Origin of the sequence: Serratia marcescens (assembly GCF_001902635.1) — a bacterium.
Classification (GTDB): domain Bacteria; phylum Pseudomonadota; class Gammaproteobacteria; order Enterobacterales; family Enterobacteriaceae; genus Serratia; species Serratia marcescens_F.
In genome coordinates, this window is record NZ_MJAO01000016.1 from 58628 (window position 1) to 79245 (window position 20618).

At 60.5% G+C, this 20618-nt stretch carries 22 protein-coding genes and 1 tRNA gene; 13 read left to right on the forward strand and 10 right to left on the reverse strand.

Annotation, left to right across the window (positions count from 1 at the left end):
- The first annotated feature begins 42 nt into the window (after positions 1-42).
- From sdhE to creD, 5 genes are all read left to right on the forward strand, one after another.
- Positions 43-309: an FAD assembly factor SdhE gene (gene sdhE / locus BHU62_RS16560; protein ID WP_019455657.1), complete on the forward strand. Its 267-nt coding sequence runs from the start codon at positions 43-45 to the stop codon at positions 307-309.
- Entirely contained in the window at positions 290-712 is a 423-nt protein-coding gene (locus tag BHU62_RS16565) for a protein YgfX (protein ID WP_073532980.1), read from the forward strand. The genes sdhE and BHU62_RS16565 overlap by 20 nt, the downstream gene beginning before the upstream one ends.
- Complete coding sequence (creB, locus tag BHU62_RS16570; RefSeq protein ID WP_033644777.1) at positions 712-1407, forward strand: two-component system response regulator CreB; 696 nt, start codon at positions 712-714, stop codon at positions 1405-1407. The genes BHU62_RS16565 and creB overlap by 1 nt, the downstream gene beginning before the upstream one ends.
- A complete protein-coding gene (creC, locus tag BHU62_RS16575; protein WP_073532981.1) occupies positions 1404-2822 on the forward strand; it encodes a two-component system sensor histidine kinase CreC in 1419 nt (472 codons plus the stop codon). Before creB ends, creC begins: the two co-directional genes overlap by 4 nt.
- 80 nt (positions 2823-2902) lie before the next feature.
- Positions 2903-4267 carry a cell envelope integrity protein CreD gene (gene creD, locus BHU62_RS16580; RefSeq protein ID WP_073532982.1) on the forward strand — a complete coding sequence of 455 codons (1365 nt, stop codon included), beginning with the start codon at positions 2903-2905 and terminating at the stop codon, positions 4265-4267.
- Between the two features lie 36 nt (positions 4268-4303).
- On the opposite strand, the gene fldB is transcribed toward creD, so the two are convergent.
- Positions 4304-4822 (reverse strand): flavodoxin FldB, encoded by a 519-nt coding sequence (gene fldB, locus BHU62_RS16585; protein ID WP_073532983.1) that lies wholly within the window; start codon positions 4820-4822, stop codon positions 4304-4306.
- A 106-nt stretch (positions 4823-4928) separates the two neighbouring features.
- Between fldB and xerD the strand changes: the two genes are divergently transcribed.
- Genes xerD through recJ form a run of 3 tightly spaced genes read left to right on the forward strand, consistent with a single transcriptional unit; the run spans position 4929 to position 8311 of the window.
- Positions 4929-5828: a site-specific tyrosine recombinase XerD gene (gene xerD, locus BHU62_RS16590; protein WP_073533036.1), complete on the forward strand. Its 900-nt coding sequence runs from the start codon at positions 4929-4931 to the stop codon at positions 5826-5828.
- A gap of 26 nt (positions 5829-5854) precedes the next feature.
- Positions 5855-6571, forward strand: a complete 717-nt coding sequence (gene dsbC / locus BHU62_RS16595; RefSeq protein WP_038871236.1) for a bifunctional protein-disulfide isomerase/oxidoreductase DsbC — start codon at positions 5855-5857, stop codon at positions 6569-6571.
- Between the two features lie 6 nt (positions 6572-6577).
- Positions 6578-8311: a single-stranded-DNA-specific exonuclease RecJ gene (gene recJ / locus BHU62_RS16600; RefSeq protein ID WP_073532984.1), complete on the forward strand. Its 1734-nt coding sequence runs from the start codon at positions 6578-6580 to the stop codon at positions 8309-8311.
- Positions 8312-8361: 50 nt separating this feature from the next.
- Here recJ and BHU62_RS16605 read toward each other — a convergent pair whose 3' ends face one another.
- Both BHU62_RS16605 and BHU62_RS16610 read right to left on the reverse strand, forming a co-directional pair.
- Complete coding sequence (locus tag BHU62_RS16605) at positions 8362-8706, reverse strand: helix-turn-helix domain-containing protein (protein WP_073532985.1); 345 nt, start codon at positions 8704-8706, stop codon at positions 8362-8364.
- Positions 8699-9085, reverse strand: a complete 387-nt coding sequence (locus BHU62_RS16610; RefSeq protein WP_073532986.1) for a type II toxin-antitoxin system RelE/ParE family toxin — start codon at positions 9083-9085, stop codon at positions 8699-8701. Before BHU62_RS16610 ends, BHU62_RS16605 begins: the two co-directional genes overlap by 8 nt.
- 261 nt (positions 9086-9346) lie before the next feature.
- Here BHU62_RS16610 and prfB point away from each other — a divergent pair.
- The 3 genes from prfB (at position 9347) to BHU62_RS16625 (ending at position 12193) form a co-directional block, all read left to right on the forward strand.
- A protein-coding gene (gene prfB, locus BHU62_RS16615; protein WP_096242572.1) for a peptide chain release factor 2 occupies positions 9347-10445 on the forward strand; the annotation gives its coding sequence in 2 pieces (ribosomal slippage) (positions 9347-9421 and positions 9423-10445; 1098 coding nt in all).
- A 9-nt stretch (positions 10446-10454) separates the two neighbouring features.
- Complete coding sequence (gene lysS / locus BHU62_RS16620; protein WP_073532987.1) at positions 10455-11972, forward strand: lysine--tRNA ligase; 1518 nt, start codon at positions 10455-10457, stop codon at positions 11970-11972.
- A gap of 147 nt (positions 11973-12119) precedes the next feature.
- Positions 12120-12193: transfer RNA gene (locus BHU62_RS16625), tRNA-Gly, on the forward strand.
- A gap of 8 nt (positions 12194-12201) precedes the next feature.
- On the opposite strand, the gene BHU62_RS16630 is transcribed toward BHU62_RS16625, so the two are convergent.
- The 6 genes from BHU62_RS16630 to BHU62_RS16655 all read right to left on the reverse strand — a co-directional run bounded on the left by BHU62_RS16630 (position 12202) and on the right by BHU62_RS16655 (position 18449).
- Positions 12202-12501, reverse strand: a complete 300-nt coding sequence (locus BHU62_RS16630; RefSeq protein ID WP_139282291.1) for a hypothetical protein — start codon at positions 12499-12501, stop codon at positions 12202-12204.
- A gap of 45 nt (positions 12502-12546) precedes the next feature.
- Positions 12547-13215 (reverse strand): TetR/AcrR family transcriptional regulator, encoded by a 669-nt coding sequence (locus tag BHU62_RS16635; RefSeq protein WP_078062078.1) that lies wholly within the window; start codon positions 13213-13215, stop codon positions 12547-12549.
- A 14-nt stretch (positions 13216-13229) separates the two neighbouring features.
- The gene (locus BHU62_RS16640; protein WP_073532990.1) at positions 13230-14834 is read right to left on the reverse strand and encodes an ATP-binding cassette domain-containing protein; all 1605 of its coding nucleotides are present in this window, start codon (positions 14832-14834) and stop codon (positions 13230-13232) included.
- Positions 14831-16429 carry an ATP-binding cassette domain-containing protein gene (locus BHU62_RS16645; protein WP_073532991.1) on the reverse strand — a complete coding sequence of 533 codons (1599 nt, stop codon included), beginning with the start codon at positions 16427-16429 and terminating at the stop codon, positions 14831-14833. The genes BHU62_RS16640 and BHU62_RS16645 overlap by 4 nt, the downstream gene beginning before the upstream one ends.
- Before the next feature lie 176 nt (positions 16430-16605).
- Complete coding sequence (locus BHU62_RS16650; RefSeq protein WP_073532992.1) at positions 16606-17838, reverse strand: cysteine desulfurase-like protein; 1233 nt, start codon at positions 17836-17838, stop codon at positions 16606-16608.
- Positions 17835-18449 carry a 2OG-Fe dioxygenase family protein gene (locus BHU62_RS16655; protein WP_236720684.1) on the reverse strand — a complete coding sequence of 205 codons (615 nt, stop codon included), beginning with the start codon at positions 18447-18449 and terminating at the stop codon, positions 17835-17837. Before BHU62_RS16655 ends, BHU62_RS16650 begins: the two co-directional genes overlap by 4 nt.
- Before the next feature lie 390 nt (positions 18450-18839).
- Here BHU62_RS16655 and BHU62_RS16660 point away from each other — a divergent pair, with 390 nt between their 5' ends.
- Positions 18840-19316 (forward strand): hypothetical protein, encoded by a 477-nt coding sequence (locus BHU62_RS16660; protein WP_073532994.1) that lies wholly within the window; start codon positions 18840-18842, stop codon positions 19314-19316.
- Between the two features lie 3 nt (positions 19317-19319).
- Positions 19320-19928 carry an OmpA family protein gene (locus tag BHU62_RS16665; RefSeq protein WP_073532995.1) on the forward strand — a complete coding sequence of 203 codons (609 nt, stop codon included), beginning with the start codon at positions 19320-19322 and terminating at the stop codon, positions 19926-19928.
- A 95-nt stretch (positions 19929-20023) separates the two neighbouring features.
- Here the strand turns inward: BHU62_RS16665 and BHU62_RS16670 are convergent, their stop codons facing one another.
- Complete coding sequence (locus BHU62_RS16670) at positions 20024-20593, reverse strand: HdeD family acid-resistance protein (protein ID WP_073532996.1); 570 nt, start codon at positions 20591-20593, stop codon at positions 20024-20026.
- Positions 20594-20618: the final 25 nt, after the last annotated feature.

Consider the following 20618-nt stretch of genomic DNA (forward strand, 5'->3'; position numbering starts at 1 on the left):
GCGCTGGCGCTGCCGCGCTGAAAAGAGGTGAGTCATAACAACATGGATATTAACAACAAAGCACGTATTCACTGGGCTTGCCGCCGTGGCATGCGCGAGCTGGACATCTCCATCATGCCGTTTTTCGAATACGAATACGACAGCCTGAACGACGCCGACAAGGCGCTGTTCATCCGCCTGCTGGAGTGCGACGATCCCGATTTGTTCAACTGGCTGATGAATCATGGCGCGCCGCAGGACAGCGAGCTGCAGAGAATGGTGACCCTGATCCAAACGCGAAATAAAGACCGTGGCCCAGTGGCGATGTGATATCCGCATCTCCTGGCGCACCCAGCTGTTTTCACTGTTGACCCACGGCGTTCTGATCCTGCTGATCCTGATTTCGCCTTGGCCGGAAGGCTTGGGCCCGCTCTGGCTGGTGCTGCTGACGCTGGTGGTGTTTCAGTGCATTCGCAGCCAGAAGCGCATCGCCGCGGTGCAGGGCGAGCTTCGTCTGCTGGCGGACCGGCGTTTCAGCTGGCACGGCCGTGAGTGGTTGTTGGCGAAAAAACCGTGGATGCCGGGTTACGGCATGCTGCTGACGCTGCAGCCGATGGAAGGCAAAAAGCGCCGCCGGCTGTGGCTGGCTTCCGACTGCATGGGCAAAACGGAGTGGCGCCACCTGCGGCAGCTGCTGCTGTATCCGCCGGCGGGTGACGGCGAGGAGTCCTGATGAAACCCGTACTCTGGTTGGTGGAGGATGAACCCAGCATTGCCGATACGCTGGTTTACACGCTGGAGAGCGAAGGCTTCGAAGTTCGCTGGTTCGAACGCGCGGAACCGGCGCTGCAGGCGCTGGCGCAAGGCGCGCCCGCGCTCGCTATCCTCGATGTCGGTTTGCCGGATATCAACGGCTTTGAATTGTGTCGCCGCCTGTTGGCTCAGGCGGCCGACCTGCCGATTCTCTTTCTTACCGCCCGCAGTGATGAAGTGGATCGCCTGATCGGGCTGGAGATCGGCGCCGACGACTATGTCGCCAAGCCGTTCTCCCCCCGCGAGGTCAGCGCGCGGGTGCGCACCATTTTGCGCCGCCTGTACAAGCAGCAGCGCTTGCAACAGAGCGCGCGCTACCATTTCGGCGCTTTCACGCTCGACGAAGACGCGGCTACCATCTCCTACCATCAGCGGCCGCTGCCGCTGACTCGTTACGAATACCTGTTGCTGAAGACGCTGTTGTTGGCGCCTGGACGGGTGTTCTCGCGGCAGCAACTGATGGAAAGCGTTTGGGCGCAGGCGGAAGAAAGCCTGGATCGCACCGTCGATACCCACATTAAAACGCTGCGCGCCAAGCTGCGTGCGGTGGAACCCGGTGAGCCGCCCATTCACACCCACCGCGGATTGGGCTATAGCGTGAGCCGCCAGCCATGAAAATTGGCCTGCGCCTGTTGCTGGGGTATTTTCTGATCGTGGCGGTGGCCGGGTACTTCGTGCTGAGCATTTTCGTCCAGGAAGTGAAGCCCGGCGTGCGGCGTGCCACCGAAGGCACGCTGGTGGATACCGCCAACCTGCTGGCGCAGATCGCCCGTCAGGACATGCAGCGCGGCGATGCGGCGCATGGCCAACTGGCGCAAGCGTTCACTCAGCTTAATCAGCGGCCGATCGGCGCCAATATCTCCGGCATCCGTAAGGATCGCAGCGAATACCACGTCTATCTTACCGATGCCCAAGGCCGAGTTATCTTCGATTCTACCGGCCGCGCACAGGGGCAGGACTATTCGCGCTGGAATGACGTTTATCGGACGCTGCGCGGTCAGTATGGCGCCCGCAGCACCCGCAGCGACCCGCAGGATGAAAACAGTTCGGTGATGTATGTGGCCGCGCCGGTGATAGAACAAGGGCGTATTATCGGCGTGCTCACCGTGGGCAAACCCAACAGCACCATGGCGCCGGTGATCAAACGCAGCGAACGGCGCATTCTGTGGGCCGGCGCATTGCTGCTGGGGATCGCGTTGCTGATCGGGGCGGTATTCGTCTGGTGGATCAACCGTTCGATAGGCCGGCTGGTGCGCTATGCCGACGGAGTGGCGCAGGGAGAAAACGCGCCGTTGCCCAAAGTGGGCGGCCGGGAACTGACGCAGCTGGCGCAGGCGTTGGAGAGCATGCGATTGAAGTTGGAAGGCAAAGCGTATATCGAACAGTATGCACATACCCTGACGCATGAGCTGAAAAGCCCGCTGGCGGCGATCAGGGGCGCGGCAGAGCTGTTGCAAGAATTGCCGCCGCCGGAGACCGCCCGTCGTTTTCTCACCAATATCGAGCAGCAAAGCGCACGCATCCAGCAACTGGTGGACAAACTGCTGGTGCAGGCGCGGCTGGAGAGTCGGCCAGACATGGAGACCGCGCCCATCGCGATCGCGGCGCTGGTCAGCCAGACGATGGCGGGCAAAGAGGCTCAGGCGACGCAGCGCGGCGTCAGATTGCAGCTGGAGGCGTTGGCGGAGGTGACGCTGAACGGCGATGCGTTGCTGATCAGCCAGGCACTGACCAACCTGCTGGACAACGCGATCGACTTTACCCCGCCGGGTGGTTGCGTCAGCGTGCGAGGCGAACGGCGGGAACAGCATTACTGCATCAGCGTTTGCGATGACGGCAGCGGTATTCCGGACTATGCGCTCGATAAGGTGTTCGAACGTTTTTATTCGCTGCCGCGCGCCGAACGGCCGAAAAGCAGCGGGCTGGGGCTGAACTTCGTGCAGGAGGTCGCCCGCCTGCATCATGGCGGCATTCACCTGCGCAACCGCCGGCCGCACGGGGTGGAAGCGACTTTCATGCTATCGCTGTGACTTCACCTTCCCTTCACATAACCACATTCTGATTTCACCTGCAGGTTTTATCGTGGCCTCATTACCTACGAGGAGCGAGCATGATGAAATCGGTACTTTTCTGGAAAATAACCACGCTGCTGGGATTGATGGTGGTGATGTTGATCCCCATCGCCCAACTGATGAGCGTGATCGACGAACGCAGCGGCTATCGGCAAAGCGTGGTCGGGCAGGTGAGCGAAAGCACCAGCGGGGCGCAGCGCGTGCTCGGCCCGTTGATTGTCATTCCCTACGTCGAACGCGAAGAGAAGAAAGACGAGAAAGGACAAACGGTAGTGCAGCGGGTGCAGCATTACCGCTATTTGCTGCCGGAGTCGCTTCAGGTGCAGGGGGCGCCGAAAGTAGAGGTGCGCAAACTGGGCATTTATCAGACGCAGGTTTACCAGGGGCCGCTGAACTTCAAGGTGCGTTTCGGCCAGCCGGAGCTGACGGATTTGCAACGCGCCAACGTGACCGTCGGCCAGCCGTTCCTGCTGGTGGCGCTGAGCGACTCTCGCGGCATCAAGAGCATTTCCCCGCTGGCAATGCCGCAGCCGGTGGCGTTTGAGCCGGGCACCGGCGTGGGATCGTTACGCCAGGGGATCCACGCACCGCTGACGCTGGCGGCGCTGCAACAAAAAGAGGGATTGAACGCCGACTTCACCCTGACGCTGGCGGGCACCAGCAGCCTGTCGCTGGTGCCGCTGGGGCGCAGCAGCGAATTGCAGCTGCAAAGCAACTGGCCACACCCGAATTTCCTCGGCAACTTCCTGCCGGACGAACGCAGGGTGACGGAGCAGGGGTTTAGCGCTCGCTGGCGCAGCACCTGGTTCGCCAACAACATCAACAGTGCGTTCCATTACGACGATGGCATTATCGACGAGGACAAGCTGCCGGCCTTCAGCGCCAGCCTGGTCGAACCGGTCGATCACTATCAGCTGGCCGAGCGCGCGGTCAAATACGCGTTGCTGTTTATCGGGCTGACATTTATGGCGTTTTTCCTGTTCGAAACCCTGACCGGGCTGCGGGTGCACCCGATTCAGTACCTGCTGGTCGGCGCGGCGCTGGTGTTGTTCTACCTGATTCTGCTGGCCTTCGCCGAACACCTGGGATTCGCTCTCGCTTACCTGGTGGCCAGTATCGCCTGCAGCGGACTGATCGGCTTCTATCTGAGCGCCGTACTGCGCGGCAAGCTGCGCGGTGCGCTGTTCGCCGCGAGCCTATTGCTGTTGTACGGCGTGCTCTACTTGCTGTTGCAGTCGGAGGACAATGCGTTGGTGCTGGGGGCAGGGCTGCTGTTTGCCATTCTGGCGGGCATTATGCTGTTGACGCGCAAGCTGGACTGGTATCAGGTGGCCGATCCGGCGCGTTTGACAAAGGAGACGCCGGCCGGGGAAGACGAGCCACGCTTTCGTCTGTGGAAATAAGCGGGGAAATCGGGCGCCCTAAGCGCCCGACAGCGGCTACAGCAGCGGCTCCATTTCCAACAGGATCTGTTCGCACCATTGCTGCAGGCGCTCTTCGCTCAGATCGTATTGGTTGACCTCATCGAGCGCCAGGCCGACGAAGTGTTTGCCGTCGGCGCTCAGCGGTTTGGGGCTGGTGAACTCGAAGCCGTCGGTCGGCCAGAAGCCGACGAACTGCACGCCCAGTGGCGCGATCTGATCGTGCAGCATGCCCAGCGCGTCGAGGAACCACTCACCGTAACCGAGCTGATCGCCCATGCCGTACATGGCGACGATCTTGCCTTTCAGATCCAGCGCCGGCAGCTGCGGCCAGATTGCTTCCCAGTCTTCCTGCAGTTCGCCGAAATCCCAGGTCGGGATACCGAGGATCAGAATGGAATAGTCCTCCATCAGCGTGGGAGAGACGTCTTTCAGGTTGTGCAGGTCGACCAGGTCTTCACCCAGAATCTCACGGATTTTTTCTGCTGCCATCTCGGTGTAGCAGGTGCTGGAGCCGTAAAACAGACCAATCTTCATGTGTAAACCGTTACGTTGCTGTTTAGAGAATTGCAGCGAGTATACCTGATTTGCGTCGGCTTAAGGCATAATGGCACAGGTGGAAATGCAACAAAGAGAGGACCGCGTGCAACAGCAAGACAATGCGCTGATTGAACAATTCCTGGATGCGCTGTGGCTTGAGCGCAATCTGGCGGAAAATACGCTGGCCTCCTACCGGCTGGATTTGCAGGCCCTGGGCACCTGGCTTGGCCGGCAGAATACCGCCTTGCTGCAGGCGCAGGCGCTGGATCTGCAGGCGTTTCTCGCCGAGCGGGTGGAGGGCGGTTACAAGGCCACCAGTTCCGCGCGCTTGCTGAGTGCCATGCGCCGCCTGTTTCAATATCTGTACCGTGAAAAGCTGCGCGCCGACGATCCTACCGCGCAGCTGGCTTCCCCCAAGTTGCCGCAACGTTTGCCGAAGGATTTGAGCGAGGCGCAGGTCGATGCGCTGTTGCAGGCACCCTGCGTCGATCAGCCGCTGGAGCTGCGCGACAAGGCGATGCTCGAAGTGTTGTATGCCACCGGGCTGCGGGTTTCCGAGCTGGTGGGGCTGAGCATCAGCGACGTCAGCCTGCGTCAGGGCGTGGTGCGGGTGATCGGCAAGGGCAACAAGGAGCGGCTGGTGCCGCTGGGCGAAGAGGCGGTCTACTGGATCGAAAATTATCTGGAACACGGCCGCCCGTGGCTGGTCAACGGCCAGACGCTGGATGTGCTGTTCCCCAGCACCCGTTGCCAGCAAATGACCCGACAGACGTTCTGGCATCGCATCAAACACTATGCCATCCTTGCGGGCATCGACAGCGAACGACTGTCGCCGCACGTGTTGCGGCACGCGTTCGCCACCCATTTGCTGAACCATGGGGCCGATCTCCGTGTCGTACAGATGTTGTTAGGGCACAGCGATCTCTCGACCACGCAAATTTATACTCATGTAGCGACCGAACGACTGAAACAGCTACATCAACAGCATCACCCGCGCGCCTGAGCGGCGGGTTCGAAAGGATTGGAACAATGAAAAAAGGTTTAATGCTGCTCTCTCTGCTGGTGGCTTCGGTGACCGGTGCGGCCCATGCCGATGACGCGGCGATCAAAAAAGCGCTCGCCAGCCTGGGCATCCAGCAGGCGGACGTGCAGCCTTCGCCGGTTAACGGCCTGAAAACCGTGTTGACCGACAGCGGCGTGTTGTACGCCTCCGAAGACGGCAAGCACATCCTGCAGGGCCCGCTGTTCGACGTCAGCGGCAAAGAGCCGGTCAACGTGACCAACCAACTGCTGAGCAGCAAGATGGACGCGCTGAAAGATCAGATGATCGTCTACAAAGCGCCGAAAGAGAAACACGTGATCACCGTGTTCACCGACATCACCTGCGGTTACTGTCACAAGCTGCACCAGCAGATGAAAGAGTACAACGATCTGGGCATCACCGTACGTTACCTGGCGTTCCCGCGTCAGGGGCTGGCCTCCCAGGCGGAGAAAGACATGAAGTCGATCTGGTGCACCGCCGACAAGGCCAAGGCGTTCGACGCCGCCATGAAGGGCGACGCGATTTCCCCGGCGACCTGCAAAACCGACATCAGCAAGCATTACGAGCTGGGCGTGCAGTTCGGCATTCAGGGCACGCCGGCGATCATTCTGGAAAATGGCATGATGATCCCAGGCTATCAGGGGCCGAAAGAGATGGCCGCCATGCTGGACGCGCACCAGGCCGCCACCAAAGCCGGTGGTTAATCGCCGGTGAGTATCAAAACGCAACTACGCCGCCGCCCGGCGGCGGACGACACGCATCTGCCCGCCAGTTTGCCGCCGTTGCTGCGCCGGCTTTACGCCCTGCGCGGCGTGCAGGCTGAGCAGGAGCTGGAGCGCGGCGTCAAAGGCATGCTGCCCTGGCAACAGCTGGACGGCATCGACGACGCCGTCAGCCTGCTGCAACAGGCGCTGGCCGACGGTCGTCGCATCATGGTGGTGGGCGATTTCGACGCCGACGGTGCCACCAGCACCGCGCTGACGGTGTTGGCGCTGCGTAGCATGGGCGGCGCAGCCGTCGACTACCTGGTGCCGAACCGCTTCGAAGACGGCTACGGCCTGAGCCCCGAAGTGGTGGAGCAGGCGGCGGCGCGCGGCGCGGAGCTGATCGTCACCGTCGATAACGGCATCTCCTCCCACGCCGGCGTCGACGTAGCGCACGCCAAGGGCATGCAGGTGCTGGTGACCGATCACCACCTGCCGGGCGAGACCCTGCCGGCGGCCGAAGCGATCGTCAATCCCAACCTGCGCGGCTGCGCCTTCCCCTCCAAATCGCTGGCCGGGGTGGGCGTCGCGTTCTACCTGATGCTGGCGCTGCGCGCCCGGCTGCGGGACAGCGGCTGGTTCGAACAGCGCGTCCTGGCGATGCCCAATCTGGCGGAACTGCTGGATCTGGTGGCGCTCGGCACCGTGGCCGACGTGGTGCCGTTGGACGCCAACAACCGCATTCTGGTGTATCAGGGGTTAAACCGCATCCGCGCCGGCAAATGCCGTCCGGGCATCCGCGCGCTGCTTGAGGTGGCCAACCGCGACGCCCGCCAGCTGGCGGCCAACGATCTCGGTTTCGCCCTCGGCCCACGGCTCAACGCCGCCGGCAGGCTGGACGACATGTCGATCGGCGTGGCGCTGCTGCTGAGCGACGACATCGCGCAGGCGCGCATGCTGGCCAACGATCTCGACGCGCTGAACCAGACGCGGCGCGAGATCGAGCAGGGCATGCAGGTGGAGGCCTTGCAGTTGTGCGACCAACTGGAGCGCACCAGCACCGAGCTGCCTTACGGGCTGGCGATGTATCACCCGGAATGGCATCAGGGCGTGGTGGGTATCCTCGCTTCACGCATCAAAGAGCGTTTCCACCGCCCGGTGATCGCGTTCGCGCCGGCGGGTGACGGCATCCTGAAAGGTTCCGGCCGTTCGGTGCCCGGCCTGCACATGCGCGACGCGCTGGAGCGGCTGGATATGCTGAACCCGGGTCTGATGATGAAGTTCGGCGGCCACGCGATGGCGGCCGGGCTGTCGCTGGAAGAGGCCAAATTCGACGAGTTCCGCCAGCGCTTCGGCGATCTGGTGGGGGAATGGCTCGATCCGGCGATGCTGGAAGGGGTGATTTGGTCCGACGGCGAACTGGCGATGCAGGAGCTGTCGCTGACGACGGCGGAGTTGCTGCGCGAGGGCGGCCCGTGGGGCCAGGCGTTCCCGGAACCGACCTTCGACGGCAAGTTCCGCATCCTGCAGCAGCGGCTGGTGGGTGAAAAGCACCTCAAGCTGATGGTGGAACCGCTCGGTGGCGGCCCGCTGCTCGACGGCATCGCTTTCAACGTGGACACTACGCTGTGGCCGGACAGCAGCGTGCGCGAAGTGGAACTGGCCTACAAACTCGACGTCAACGAGTTTCGCGGCAACCGCAATGTGCAGTTGCTGATCCAGCATCTTTGGCCGCGCTGAGGCGAAATTGACGTTCGTGCATCGGTAAGTGACCGGTGCACGAACGTCCATCAGTTTCGTGGCGAGATGATCAGGCTGGCGACCCCTTTCTGTTCGATAATTTCCAGCATTCTGAGCGCGGCTCCCTGGGGTTTTACCGCGTTACGTTCCCATTTTTGTACGCTGGTGGTCGACATGTTGACCACGGCAGCCAGATCGGCCTGGCTCAGGCCGAGCCGTCTGCGCAGCATTTTGATGCGTGCGCCGTCCATTTGCTCTTGCTGTTCACGCCGGGCATGTTGTTCCTGCGCATGTACACGCGCGGCGATGTTGCGCACGGTGTCGTCTGACACCGCACCGATCTCATTAAAACGCTGCGCCATTTTTTGCAGTCTGAGCAGGCGATTATCAGTCATCGCATTTCACCTCTCGCAAGTAGCCGCTATCGATGGCTCGTTTGATAATTTCCGGCGGCATGGCAAGAAAATCTCTGGCGAGCTCGCGATAGGTTGCCAATTCATCATCGTTGATTTCTTTTGCACCGCTCTGTTTTACGGTGTTTTTCAGCCACCCATCAACAAAATACTGATGATGTCCGCGTTTAAACGCCACGATGGATCGGGCGCCACCCCGTTTACCCCGATTGAGCGAAATGCGCTTCTTGTAGACGCCGCCGCCCAGATCGCCGTCATGCTTACCGTGAGCGAGTTCGTGAGCCGCCGTGCAAACCTTTTGATCGACGATGCGATTTTTCTTCATAAATTTGTCGAAATCATCCGTGACGAAAATGTCCATTTTGGCACCGCCTGTCCCTGTGAGTCATCATAGCGACTATAGTCTCAATGACTACCTTGCTCAATACTTGAACAGCTTAGCGGTGTGGGTGGCGCCGGTAATAAAACGCTGGCGAAATTCCTGCTCTCCCTGCCACCCGCTTTGTCGCCCGATCGCCACAAAAACTGACCAACTCGCTATAAACTGGCGCCCGGATCCGTTAGAATTGGCGGTTCCAATGGCATTCCGCCATCGACGACATCAACGTAAAAGAACGAAACCATGTTTGAAATTAACCCGGTAAAAAACCGAATTCAGGACCTGTCCGAGCGGACTGCGGTTCTTAGGGGGTATCTTTGACTATGATGCCAAGAAGGAACGCCTAGAAGAAGTCAACGCCGAGCTGGAGCAGCCAGACGTTTGGAACGAGCCGGAGCGCGCACAGGCGCTCGGCAAAGAGCGCGCCGCGCTGGAAGCCATCGTTGAAACCATCGATCAACTGGAGCAGGGCGGCGAAGACGTCGGCGGGCTGCTGGAACTGGCGGTGGAAGCCGACGACGAAGAGACCTTCAACGAAGCGGTCGCCGAGCTGGATCAACTGATGAGCAAGCTGGATCAGTTGGAATTCCGCCGCATGTTCTCCGGCGAATACGACAGCGCCGACTGCTACCTGGATATCCAGGCCGGTTCCGGCGGCACCGAAGCGCAAGACTGGGCCAGCATGCTGCTGCGCATGTACCTGCGCTGGGCCGAAGCCAAGGGCTTCAAGACCGAAGTGATCGAAGAGTCCGACGGCGACGTCGCGGGCCTGAAGTCTGCCACCATCAAGATCATCGGCGACTACGCGTTTGGCTGGTTGCGCACTGAAACCGGCGTTCACCGCCTGGTGCGCAAGAGCCCGTTCGACTCCGGCGGCCGTCGCCACACCTCGTTCAGCTCGGTGTTCATTTACCCGGAAGTCGACGACGATATCGATATCGAAATCAACCCGGCGGATCTGCGTATCGACGTGTACCGCGCCTCCGGTGCGGGCGGTCAGCACGTCAACAAAACCGAATCCGCCGTACGTATTACTCACCTGCCAACCAACATCGTGGTGCAGTGCCAGAACGATCGTTCTCAGCATAAGAACAAGGATCAAGCGTTTAAACAGCTGCGAGCCAAGCTGTACGAGTTTGAGATGCAAAAGAAAAATGCTGATAAGCAGACGATGGAAGACAACAAGTCCGACATCGGCTGGGGCAGCCAAATCCGTTCTTACGTGCTGGATGACTCCCGCATCAAGGATTTGCGCACCAACGTCGAAACGCGTAACACGCAGGCCGTACTGGATGGCGACCTGGATAAATTCATTGAGGCAAGTTTGAAAGCCGGGTTATGAGGAATAGAAATGTCTGAACAACAAGTACAGGGCGCCGATCAGGCGCTGGATCTCAATAACGAACTGCAGTCCCGCCGCGAGAAACTGGTCGGCCTGCGCGAGAACGGCATTGCGTTCCCGAACGACTTCCGTCGCGACTCCACCTCCGACAAACTGCACGCCGCTTACGGCGATAAAGACAACGAAGAGCTGGAAGCGCTGGGCGTAGAAGTGACCGTCGCCGGCCGCATGATGACCCGCCGCATTATGGGCAAGGCATCCTTCGTTACGCTGCAGGACGTGGGTGGGCGCATTCAGCTGTACGTCGCGCGCGACGATCTGGCTGAAGGCGTGTACAACGATCAGTTCAAGAAGTGGGACCTGGGCGATATCCTCGGCGCGCGCGGCAAGCTGTTCAAAACCAAGACCGGCGAACTGTCGATCCACTGCACCGAACTGCGCCTGCTGACCAAAGCGCTGCGTCCGCTGCCGGACAAATTCCACGGCCTGGCGGATCAGGAAACCCGTTATCGCCAGCGTTACCTGGATCTGATCGCCAACGAAGAATCGCGCAACACGTTCAAAGTGCGTTCTCAGGTGATGTCTGCTATTCGTAACTTCATGGTGGAACGCGGCTTCATGGAAGTCGAAACCCCGATGATGCAGGTGATCCCGGGCGGCGCGTCCGCGCGTCCGTTCATCACGCACCACAATGCGCTGGATATCGACATGTACCTGCGCATCGCACCGGAACTGTATCTGAAGCGTCTGGTGGTCGGCGGCTTTGAGCGCGTGTTCGAAATCAACCGCAACTTCCGTAACGAAGGCGTTTCTCCGCGTCACAACCCAGAGTTCACCATGATGGAACTCTATATGGCTTACGCGGATTACAAAGACCTGATCGAGCTGACCGAGACGCTGTTCCGCACCCTGACCGAGAAAGTGCTGGGCACCTCTCAGGTGCAATACGGCGACGAAGTGTTCGACTTCGGCAAACCGTTCGAGAAGCTGACCATGACCGAGGCGATCAAGAAATACCGTCCGGAAACCGATCTGGCTGACCTGGCCGACATGGGCAAAGCGGTGGCCATCGCCGAATCCATCGGCATCAAGGTTGAGAAGAGCTGGGGTCTGGGCCGCGTCGTGACCGAGATCTTCGAAGAAGTGGCGGAAAGTCATCTGATTCAGCCGACCTTCATCACCGAGTACCCGGCTGAGGTGTCGCCGCTGGCGCGCCGTAATGACGTTAACCCGGAAATCACCGACCGCTTCGAGTTCTTCATCGGCGGCCGTGAAATCGGCAACGGCTTCTCTGAGCTGAACGACGCCGAAGACCAGGCGCAGCGCTTCGCCGATCAGGTGAACGCGAAAGACGCCGGCGACGACGAAGCGATGTTCTACGACGAAGACTACGTCACCGCGCTGGAGCACGGCCTGCCGCCGACCGCCGGTCTGGGTATCGGTATCGACCGCATGGTGATGCTGTTCACCAACAGCCACACTATCCGCGACGTGATTCTGTTCCCGGCGATGCGCCCACAGAAATAATTCCGTTTAGCGTGAAACAACCGGTGCAGGCGACTGCACCGGTTTTTTTTCGCCCGCTGCACTTAACCGCTTAAAACATCGACAGTTACGCACCATCTCCGCTTGCCCGCCGCCGATAACCGGTTATAATGCCTGTCGCACACCGATGCGGGTGTAGTTCAATGGTAGAACGGCAGCTTCCCAAGCTGCATACGAGGGTTCGATTCCCTTCACCCGCTCCAAGTACCACTCACCTTATCTTCAACGCTGGCTCATTCTTTCCTGGTAAAGCACTAAACCGAGCTCTGTCGCGTCGTTTCAGTTTTTGCCCTGCGTCGTTGATTCCCCGCGAGTTAAACAGAAACGCCAATAACCCCGTCACCTGGTTTTTGTTTTCCCAGCCTTCCAGTTTCATACAGGCAGTAAAGTACGCTTTTCTGCGCATGTCGTTGCGGTCTGAAGGCAAGGTAGCGCCGGCGGTGGGAATCCCTGCGCCGTTGATCTTCATGGTTGAAAAGGCCGGCGAGCGTGCGTTCAGAGACAGACGCACAGGACAGCGCTGCTCGGCCTCTTGCCGGCCGCCAACGTCACAAATTCAGGTTGCTGCCGCCGTGGCGGGGCGCAGCGCTTTGCCAAAGGTTTGCGCCAGCTGATAGGCGAGCGAAACGCGCTGTTCCGCTTTGCCCTGTGCTACGGCCTCGTCGGCGAGCCCGTGCATGGCGTGAAACATCATAATGGCCATGCTGCGAGCGTCGGCAAGTTCCCAGGCGCCGGCCCGCACGCCGGCGTGCAGCAACTCGGTCAGCTGTCCGATGACCGGATTGTTGGCCATCAGCTGGCGATCATCGGCGGGGCGCACGTCATGAAACAGCATATCGTGCAGCATCACCTGCCCCAAAAGCCCCTCTAGCGCGCAGAGGAACCAGGCATTCAGGCGTGCGTCCCAATCCTTTGGTTCACACGCCATCTGTGCCTGTTCGATCCGCACGCAAAATGCCGACATAAAGCGTTGCTGCAGCGCATTGAGGATGGCGTCGCGTGATTTGAAATAGAGGTAGAAGGTGCCTTTGGCGACTTGGGCGGCGGCGGCGATCTCTTCGACGCTGGTGGTGGTGACGCCATGAGTGAGAAACAGTTTTTCCGCAGCGTCTAACAACGCCGCTCGTCTCACCTGTGGCGCGCGGGTGCGCCGCCGCACTGTCGCCGCGGCGGGTGTCGTCGTTTTCTTGCTTGCCGGGCCCTTGCGGCCGGAGCTTGTCGTCATGTTCTGGCTTACCGTTATGTTGCGTTGGCCGCGGTCGGGGAGCCTGGCAGGAACAAGGTATGAGTCGGCTGCCAGAGCGCCGCGTCACGATGGGTGACCATGATAACGGTAACAGGCAGCGCGCGCACGACGTGAGCCACTTCCCGTTCGGTTTTTTCATCCAGCGCCGAAGTGGCTTCGTCCAGGATCAGTATCGGCGCCTGCTTGAGCAAGGCGCGGGCCAGCGCCACCCGCTGGCGTTCCCCTCCCGATAAAGCGCTGCCCTGGTGCCCCACGCTTTGGTGGATCCCTAGAGGTGAACGTTCGATGAGCGGCCCCAGAGCGGCCTGCCGCATTGCCCGCTCCACATCCTGTTCCGATGCCAGCGGGTTGCCGAGGCGAACGTTTTCCGCCAGTGAGCCGGAAAACACGATCGGTTCCTGGGAGACATAGGCGATATGGGTAGCCAGATCGGCGTAGTGCATTTGTGTTAACGGGGTGCCGCCCAGCGAGATATGCCCCTGCTGCGGGTCGTCGAAGCGCATCAGCAACGCCAGTAGGGTGCTTTTACCACTGCCGCTGGCGCCGGCTACCCACACTTTTGAACCCGGCGGGATCTCAAGGCTGATGCTGTCGAGAACCGGGGCGTGGCTAATATGTTTCACGGAAAGGTGATGACCATGTGGCGACTGGGCGGCGTTTGTTGTCGGTTCGGCTAGCGCCGGTGCGGCCGTGATCTGACGGTAATCCTGCACGGCGGCGCGCAAATCGTTGAGACCGATGCCGGCCAGCGCCAACTCGCCCAGCGGTGCGGCAGCCCGGCCCGTCATGACCAGCAGCGCCAAAATGAGCGCCGGATCGTGCAATCCGGCTAATGCGGCAAAGGCGGCCATGCCCGCCAGCGGCAAGACACTGGCCAGGAAGGCGGCCAGCACGGCGCCGGCGGCGGCGCGGTTGGTGGCCGCCAGGGCGGATTCTTGCGCTTGCCAGCGCTGCTCAAGGCGTTCGACCGCGCGTTTTGGCCCAGCGGCGGTACGCAAAAGTTCCAGGTGATCGACCAACTCCAACGTAGCCTGCGTGGCGTTCTCATCGGCCGTGTGCCGCTGTTTGTCGGCACGAGCGAGCGCACGCTGCGCCAGATATTGTGCCAGGAGCGCCAGAATCAGCAGGGCGCCGGCCATCAGCGCGGTGCCGGTCCCGGCCAACATGCCCATGCCGAACAGCAGGAAAAGCGGCATCAACGGTGCGTGCAGAAATGTTTGCAGCTGATGCGCGGGAATGCTCATAAAGCCGGGAATGCCGCGGCCCGCCATGAGAGCCACGCGGGCGCGGTGCTCATGAGTGAACCAAGAGAGCTTGGCGCGCGCCAAGGCATCGCCGAGCAATGCATAGAGGTCGCCTGCCAGCCGCGTTCCGGAGAGAAACCCGGCTCGCGTGGTTAAGATGGTTGCCAGCACGGCGACGGCGGCGGCGACAAACACCCACTCGGGCGAGGCGTGCCGGATAATCGTCAGCGCCAGCAAGGTATAGGTGGCCGCTTCGATAGCCGCTACGCCGACCCAAGCCAGACCGACCGTAAACAAGCGGCGGCGAGCCACCGGTGGCAGAGAGGATGAACGGTCAGGGGATGTCGGGTTCATACCAGAGCTCCTTCGTGTGTCGCAGGCGTTAACGCGAGCAGGGCATCGGCACCGGCGGCCAGCGCGGGGTCATGCGTGACCACCACGACGGTTTTTTGCTGGCGGTGGGCCAGTGTGTGCAATGCTTCAATCAAACGTTTGGCGGTGGCGGCATCCAACGCGCTGGTCGGTTCGTCCAGCAGGAGCACCGGCGCGTGGCTGAGGAAAGCGCGCGCCAGCCCTACGCGCTGACGCTCACCGCCGGACAGTTGCCCGGTATCCGTGTCCAGATCGAGAGTAATTTGCGCCTGGCGCAGTGCGTCAATGTATTGTTCATCGGTTGCTTCCGGTGAGGATAGCGCCAGATTTTCGCGCACGCTGGCTGGCAATACGTCGCCCCCCTGGGGCAACAGCAGCACGGCGTCGTGGCGAGTCTGTTCATCCAGCGGCGCAATGTCGCATTGCGCCAGGAAGATATGGCCGCCTTGCAGCGGTTCCAGGCCCGCCAGCGCTCTCAGCAGCGTGGTCTTGCCCGAGCCGCTGGCGCCGGTGATCGCGGTCAGCATCCCCGGCATGAAGCGGTAACTCAGCCCGTCAAGTATGCGGCGGTCTGCCACTGCCAGCACGGCATGCGCGGCCTCAATCGAAAGAGGCGCTGCCGGCAGTGAAGCGTTTCCGGCAGGCAGCGTTGGTTCAAGCAGCAATGTCGCGATCCGCTTGGCCGCAGCGCGGCCGGCGGCAACGTAATCCAGTCCATGTCCGAGTTTTAGCGCTGGGGTGACGATAGCCAGACTGAAGAATAGGGTTGCGGCCAGAATCGATGTGTCCTGCCGATACGCCACTGCGTAGGCGATGGCGAAAGTGGTGGCGGCTTGCATCAGCGCCACGGCCAGCGCGGCAGGCGTCGCGACTTTACGGACCCAGGCGACCATGCCTTGGGTGAATCGCGTGGTGGCGTTGCGATAGGCGGCCAGTGCGCCCGATTGGGTGCCATAAATGCGGTTGACGCGGATACCGCGCGCGTAGTCATCGACCGCCGTCACAATCTCGCTCATCACTTTCATGCGTTCGGCGCCGTGGCGCGCCGATAAACGTGGCATCAACACCAGGTAGTACAACGCCGCAATCACGCCGGGCAGCAGGGCCAGCAGCGCGATGGGGCCGGCGATCGCCAGCAGCAGCGCGATAGAGGCCAGGGGAACAATCACGAATGTGGAAATCTCGGCGGGAAGGTGCGCGATCATGTGGTGCAATGCGGCGATATCGTCCGACACCAGGCGCCGCAGCACATCGCCGCTATGTCGGGCTAACGCGCCGGCGGGCAAGCGAACCAAATGATTGGCGGCCCTTCGCCGCAGCCGGGCTGCAAACTTCGCTTCCGTATCGTGCGCCAGCCAGGAGGCGAAGGATGTCAGTACGGCGGCGGCGATCCACAGGCCTAAAGCCGCGAGAATCCAGTTCGTCGTAAGATCGGCGATGAACTGGACGAGACACCACAATGCGCACAACGCCGCCAGGCCGGACAACGCCGCGGCCAGGGTGGCGATAGCCAGCCTTGGCAAGAGCGGACGCAGTACCGGCGCCAGCGCCGCGGTGGTTAAACGCGATAACACCATATGATCTCCCCCTATCACTGTTGTGCGGTAACGCCAACAGCGGAGCTATCGGCATTCTATCCTTAATGACCGATGGTCAGTATAGGGTGGTTTACGGTGGAAGACAGGACAAAAGTTGAGTTATTTTGGATTTTGTTGCGGCCCGCCAGAGGTGCTGAACGGGCCGATGTGGCGGGTTAACTGAAGATGTCTTCGGCGATCACCTCGAACAGCGTATCGATCTCGCTCTGGGTGTTGTAGTGCATCATGCCGATGCGCAGCACGCCGCCGTCCTGCAACCCCAATTGCTGAACCAGGCCCAGCGCATAGAAATGCCCGCTGCCGGCGCAGATATTGCGCTGCCCCAGACGGCGGGCGATCGCGTCAGGTGTGTGGCCGCTGAAGGTCAGGGCAAAGGTCGGCGTGCGGCGTGCGCTGTTCGCCTGCGGATTGCCGTAGAGCCTGACGCCGTCGAGTTGCTGCAACCGCTGTAAAAAGTGGCTGCACAGCGCCTCTTCATGGCGGTGATAGGCGGCGAAACTCTCCTGCAAGCGCTGCCTCAATGGCGCACCCGGCGTGCCCCACTGCGCCAGATAGTCGATCGCCGCCGTGACGCCGGCCAGCGCTTCGAAGCTCTGCGTACCGGTTTCGAAACGTCCGGGGCCGACATCGGTGGCCGGCTCGACTTTATACGGCCGCAGGCGTTGCAGCCACTGCGGCGCGATGTAGGCCATGCCGACGTGCGGGCCAAAGAACTTGTAGGCGGAGCAGACCAGGAAGTCGCAGCCCAACGCCTGTACGTCGATCAGGTTGTGCGGCGCGTAGTGTACGGCGTCGACATAGACCTGCGCGCCCACCCGATGCGCGGCTTCGACGATGGTTTTGATATCGACGATGCTGCCGGTGACGTTGGAGGCGTAGCTCACCGCCACCAGGCGGGTGTTGGCGTTGATGCGCTCACACACTTTTGCGGCGTCCAACGCGCAGTCGGCGCTTTCCAGCGGTATTTGATGCAACACAGCCCCTTTATCGGCGGCGGCCTGCTGCCAGCTGGAAACGTTGGCGTAGTGATCCAGCGCGGTGACGATGACCTCATCGCCGGCCCGCCAATCGCGGCTGATGATACGGCTGAGATGAAAAGTCAGCGTGGTCATGTTCATGCCGAAGGCGATGTTGTCGGGCGACGGCGCATTTAACAAGGCGCGCACTGATTCCCGCGCTTGGCTCATCACCTCACCGGTGGCCTGGCTGGAAAAATAGTGCCCGCCCAGGTTGGCGTTGTATTTCCCCAGGTAGTCCGTCATTTTTTCCAGCACGCCCCGTGAAACCTGCGAACCGCCGGGGCCGTCGAAAAAGATCACCGGTTTGCCGTCGATCTGCTGGGACAGGGCGCTGAATTGGCGTCGGGCGAGCTCGGGGGTGAAGGTCATGCTTTCTCTCCCCGGGCGGTGAGGACAAAGAGGTCCAGATGGCCTTCTTCTTTCGGGCTCACGGCGTTGATCGGCGTGGCGTTATGCCACAGTTTACTGTCCGCCAGCAGCACGGCTTCACCGTCCGCCAGCGCTTTTTTAAAGAAAGGATCGTGGTGGCTGTCGTCGTACAGCATGATTTCGCCGCCGACGATATTGTGGCGGTGAATGGCGATCATCGCGATGTGGTCGAAGCCGTCTTGGTGAATGCCTTCCGGCGCCACCTGGGTGTCTTTCTCGATGGCGACCACGCGCATCTGGTGGATCTCTATCTCGGTGCCTTCCGGCAGCTCGTTGCTCTCCGCAAACAGGTTGCACATCTCTTCCATGCCGGCGCTTTGCAGTACGGCGCTGTCGATAGGCTCGAAGCGGCGCACCACGTTGCCCTGGAAGTGGTTGATCTCATCGGATTGCATAAAGGTGCGCGGCCCCACTTCGACGACGTTGGGGTTGAGGTATTTAACGACCGAATAGCGGCGCAGGCGATACTTGCCGTCGGCGTGTTGCGTGTGGGGCAAGGAGGAAAACGAAGGCATCAGCTGTTGGGTGGCTTGCGGGCTTAGTACAGTCATACTTATTACGTTTTCGTGTTTCTGTAACATAATCACCTCTAATAATAATAATTTCTGATGTTGTAGGGGGTAATTCGATTGAATTGTAGACGACTCTATAACCAACGCAATTTGGCGGTGGCGAGGTGTGACGGCGGTCGTAAAGTGGAGTGAACAGCAGAGGGGATGAGCAGCAGGAAATGCCTGCATGGTGCGGGGGCATACAGCAAAAGCAGCGCTGACGGAGAGAGAATTAATGCGGATGCGTAACGTGACCACGGTTACGCTTTCGGGGATAACTCTCATGAATATGAGATGCTTTACTATAATTCCGGGACAAGGTGACCGCAGTGGAATTGCCAGATTATTGAAAGAACAATCTTCAATTCCCCCTGAATAAGGACTCCGATCATGCAGCATGCCAGAAAACTCCTCATTTCCTGCCTGTTTGCTTCGATAATGCTTCCCGGCATGGCGTTTGCGGAGGATCCCCCGGCGACACCGTTGGCTACCGGGATCGTCAGCAGCGGCGTGGCCGAAGCGCAAGTGACCGAAGCCGTGCGTCACGGTGAAATCCTGACCATCAAGGTGCGTTTCAAAGGGTTGAAAGACAACCTTAACGGACAAGGCTTGTATAGCAGCCTCGATAAAAGCAGTCTTGAGAAATCCTTCTATATTCTGGTGGGTAATAAAAAATACCTGCTGCTTACCGATAGCAACAATGTCCCACTGACCTCTCCCAGCGTGTCATTCAGCTCAAGCTCAGGCATTCCCTATGTCGCCACCTGGTTTGGCAGCTTCCCTGCGCCTCCACCTGACGTGAAGGAGGTGTACCTGACGATCGCCAACGTCGAGCCGCTCGGGCCGATAGCCATTACGGATCGTTGAGCGATGAACGGCCTCAGGAAAGCCGCCTGCGTGGGCGGGGTGCTAGCCATTGGGCTGGTGTCATTCGGTTCATGGGCTGACAGCGGAGAGCCGGCATCGGTTGGGAAACCGGTGATACTCAATCTCAAGGCCACCCGGCTGGATTTGGTTGGTTTGCCCTCGGGGCTGAATGCCGGTGTCCTGGATCTGCAGAGTAAGGCAGCGGATTTGGCTAAACAGTCCGCCGACATTTCCGTCAGAAACAGCAAAAATGCCGTAACGTTATCGATGCGCAGCGATGTGCTGTTCGCCTTCGACAGCGATGCGATTGCCGCTAAAGCAGAGCCTGCGCTGCAACAGGTGGCGCAATTTATCGCTGCCGAACCGGTAGGAAAGGTGGTGATCGAGGGGCATACCGATGCGGTGGGCAGCGATAAATATAATCAGGATTTGTCGCTGCGACGCGCACGTGCGGTGGCTGCTTGGCTGATCGCACATGGCGTAGAAAAATCTCGTCTGAGTGAGCGGGGAAAAGGTGAGGCTGAGCCGGTGGCTTCCAACGACACGCCGACAGGCCGGGCCAAGAATCGACGGGTTGACTTCGTGTTGCCGAAAACCGCTGCTGCCGGTTAACATCGCGCCGGCGGCCGTTTCCTCTTCTCAGTGTAGGGGAAAACGGCGTGAACACGGTGAAAACCGCCGCCGTTGTCGGGCGGCGGAAGCGAAAGTCAGGCGCGTTTAAACAGATTTGCCGCCTGGAACAGCGCGAAGGAGCTGACCAGCATTTCGATGCCGACGATCGCCGTCACCAGCGTGACCGACGCCGCCGGGCCCGAGCCGATCAGCATCCAGGCGATGATCAAATCGAGCACGCCAATAACGAACTGCAGCCAGTTGCCCGGCAGCCCGCGGCGCATATAGCCCGCCGTCAGGCGCGCAATGCCGCCGAGCGCAAACAGCACGGCGAGGTATACCGCCAGCGCCAAAATGCCCGCCAACGGGCTGGTGATGAACAGATAGCCGATAATCAGGTAGGCCACGCCCAACAGAATGCCGCCGATCATCGGCCAGGTATTCTGCGCCCGGTTGGCGATCATGGCGATAATCAGCCCGGCGCCACTCAACAGCAGCAGGACGCCGACCACGATGCTCAATGCCGCGCCGGAGGCTAAGGGATTAACCAGACACAGTATGCCGCCCGCCAGCAGTAGAAAGGCGATGATCAGCAGGGTGGTACGTTGCTTTTTGAGCAGTTCTTCGCTCAGGAGGGGCAGATTATTGCGGTCGAGGTTCAACATGACAGTACTCCATTTCGTCGTTGGG